Source organism: Parafannyhessea sp., from assembly GCF_051876455.1.
Taxonomy (GTDB): domain Bacteria; phylum Actinomycetota; class Coriobacteriia; order Coriobacteriales; family Atopobiaceae; genus Parafannyhessea.
The window spans coordinates 1-3,267 of record NZ_JBJEHW010000094.1 but is presented as its reverse complement, the minus strand read 5'-3'; the positions used below and the strand labels follow the sequence as shown (position 1 = coordinate 3,267).

2 protein-coding genes and 1 pseudogene are annotated in these 3,267 nt (G+C 59.7%); 2 read left to right on the top strand and 1 reads right to left on the bottom strand.

The features are described 5' to 3' along the window. Positions 1-1,107: family 16 glycoside hydrolase (locus ACI38Z_RS04500; RefSeq protein ID WP_439788990.1), on the bottom strand; the 1,107-nt coding region annotated here is incomplete at its 3' end. Positions 1,108-1,826: 719 nt separating this feature from the next. On the opposite strand from ACI38Z_RS04500, the pseudogene ACI38Z_RS04495 reads away from it, so the two are divergent. Together ACI38Z_RS04495 and ACI38Z_RS04490 are read left to right on the top strand one after the other, a co-directional pair. After that, positions 1,827-2,201, top strand: a pseudogene (locus tag ACI38Z_RS04495) (SAM-dependent methyltransferase); the annotation flags it as partial. 295 nt (positions 2,202-2,496) lie between these two features. Continuing rightward, positions 2,497-3,144, top strand: coding sequence for a helix-turn-helix domain-containing protein (locus ACI38Z_RS04490; protein ID WP_439788989.1), 648 nt, complete (start codon positions 2,497-2,499; stop codon positions 3,142-3,144). The last annotated feature ends 123 nt before the right edge of the window (positions 3,145-3,267 follow it).

Here is a 3,267-nt window from a genome sequence, read left to right as displayed (position 1 = left end):
GCCATGCGAGGGGGTCGTGATCAGGTACACGTCGCCGGCGTCCGTGCCATCCATCTGCACGGACTTGCCATCGGAGGATACGCTGACGCGGTCTCCCCTGTTCGTCGCGGAGGGAAGCCCCAGCCCGCCTACCGGGGTCTCGGGAAGGTTGGGGTCCACGACGTCGCCGGTGTCCTCGGGGACGCTGACCGCGAGGTCCGTGTAGTCGACGAAGCTCTCCCACGTCAGGACGCCCAGCTTGCCCGCCTGGAAGCGCTCGGGCAGCTTGATGTTCGCATCGGCCACGCGCACGCCGTTAACGTAGTAGATGATGCGGTTCCCGACGACCTTCACGTCAAGCTTGTAAGTATCATCGGAGCTCAGCGGGATGTTGGCGACGTACGTGCCGTAGCTAAGCGAGGACCCGGCTCCATCCGCCCAAAGGCGAGCGGTGCCGTCCTGGCCGTTCATGTTTACGCAGATCTTGTTTCCCGTGTCCTGCAGCCGGAACATCAGACCGGCGGCGCCTGAGCGCTGGTGGAAGTGCGCGGTGGTCGATATCTCGACGTTGCCCTCAACGCGATCGGAGCCATAGAGGAACTGGTCGCCCTTGCCTCGCGCGTCCACCGTTAGCGTTCCTGTGTCGCCGTCGTAGCTGGCGCTGTCGGGGGCAGACTCCACGGACCCTATGCCGGGAAGCTCCTTTATGTCAGAGCCGGTTGCGCTGGGTATCTGCTTTTGGCTATCCGCCTGGCTGTCCGCTGCGTCGGCTGCGGTCTCGGCAGCCGCAGCCGACGTCGATGCGGCCGTTTCTGCAGGTTGAGCAGCGTCCGCCGCTATGGTCGATTCCTCGTTCTGCGCAGCCGCAGACGATTCGGAAGCCGTGGTCGGAGTACCCTCATCCGATGAGTCATTGTCCGTGGACTGCACGGAGTCGTTGCTCGTGACGGCTGTCGTAGACGCTACCGTCTTCTGGCCTTGCTCGGCCTCGGCGTCCTTCGCCGACGACACAGACAGACCCTCGTCAGAGGTCTCGACCTGCGAGGCCACCACCTGAGCAGATGCGCTTGCGGTAGACCCTACCGTCTGCGCATCGTCAGCCAGGGCAAGCCTGGGGCTCAGCAGCATTACACCTCCCAAGCCCAGAGTAAGTCCCACGTACACTGCAGGGTTGCACGTGCGAGAACTGTGTTGCATTTCCTTCTCCTCCTCGTTTACCGAACCTTCCGATGCATGCGTCAGATGGCCCCAAGCCCCCTTCCAAAAGCCTGGGTTACGCGTATTCGCCGATGTTTAGCTACCATCTGCGTGAAATCTGGAACAGGGAATCCAGTTTCCATGCATCTCGGGTTCAAAGCTATCAGCCATAACTGAAATGCTTATTTCAATATGATTACTCGGTGCGAGCGGTAAATTTTCGGCCGTGAGCGTTAAATCCAGAAAATCTTGTTCATATGAGTTGACATCTATCTATATCCATGGATTACACATAACTGTATATCATACGCAGATCTCTACCTTACTTTCGTAATTATTCGGACTCGGCATCTGCGGTGGCACAGCAATTGCGTCCGGACTTGCTACCATGTCTACGTACTATCCGCGTACCAAGGTGGCCTTCATGATGTGACGTGGTGTCCCACTTCCGCAGTCAGCATAATACGATGGTCGAGATGCGCGGGGCATGAGGCCTCGCGGCAACGACCGTCCAAGGGGATGCCTTTTTGGTCATTGTTCTGTAGGGAACGCTAGAACCTAAGGTTTAGAGAGGGTGAAAGGCGCCCAAGGTTCGCTGCGTTCCGAATCCATACACAGGTAACGGATTCTCACAGAACAGGAACAAGACCATGAACTTCCCGAAGGCAGACACCTTCCCTCAATCCATCATGCGCGAACGCAGCATGGGACCCAACCCGCTCAAGCTATGCGAGGAGCTCCTAGGCTACGCCGACATCCCCGCCGGCTCCGTCGTGCTCGACCTCGGCAGCGGCGCCGGGCTCACGAGCGCCCTCATGGCGCGCGAGTGCGGCTTCACCGTGTACGCCGCCGACCTCTGGAGCGACCCCTCCGACAACATGCGCTTCTTCGAGGAGATGTGGCTGACGAACCGGCAGGCTGTCCCGCTCAAGGCGGACGCGACAGCGCTTCCCTTCGCGCACGGGTTCTTCGACGCCGTCGTGAGCGTCGATTCATACAACTACTTCGGCCGCTACCCCCTCTACCTCGGCGAGCACCTGCTGCCGCTCGTCAGGCGCGGCGGCGAGCTGCTGTTTGCCATACCCGGTATGGGGCGCGACCGCCACGACGACCTGCCCGCGTGCCTGCTCGCGCCCACCGGCGTCAGTCACGGTGCCTCTGTTTGGCCTGTTCATAACGGATGTGCCAAATGGTGTCGTGACAAACGGGGCGCAGTGGGGCAAGCTTTTCCAAGGCAAACCGCGAAGGCGAGGGACTACCATGGAAATCGGAGAGAAGATACGCAAGCTGCGCACAGATGCGGGCATGACCTAGGACGACTTGGCTTCCAGGCTGGCCGTCACGCGTACGGCCGTCAGCAAGTGGGAAACTGGCAAGGGATGGCCCGGGGTGGACAGCCTCAAGCTCATCGCCGACGAGTTCGGCGTCACGATCGACGCGCTCGTGAGCGACGAGGACGTGGAGCAGAAGCGGGCCGTTGAGCACGGGCGGGGCCTGCGCTACTACTGGGCCGCTATCGCGTGCGCCCTGGCCGCCATGGCGTTCGCCCTCGTCAGCTACCAAGGCTTGCTGCCGAAGGGATTGGCGTTTGCGGGCACGTGGGGCACGTGTGGCGGCATCATCGGCTATGTGATATTCAGCTTCCTGTTCTCGAGGTCCTCCGAGCGCGTCGGCATCAAGCGGACCATCGTTGGGCGAATCGTCGTCATACTCGTTGCAGCACCTAGTGGTGATTTGCAAGAGATTAAGCGCGAAGCGGTAACTGAGCTCCGCCCATTAGTTGATAAGCTGGATCTAACTCCGGCCGATAAGTTCGATGTGTTGCTTCTCCTCGTTCGGACAACCAATGATAGTAGCCTAATCGCTAAGGCACACGAGACGGCGCGCCAAATACCCGACGAAAGTCGTCGGGCTCAGGCGCTACTGTCGATAATCCAAGAAGTGGATTATTTCAGCCAGAATAAGTAGCTAGGCTTGTGGACCGTCATCGTAGGCGCTGGGATTATTATCGGCGCCGTATTCTTCGAGTTCGTAGCCTAGATTGGAGCTAGATGAAGAATTGGTTCCGTTGGCGGTCGTATCTGTAGTTTT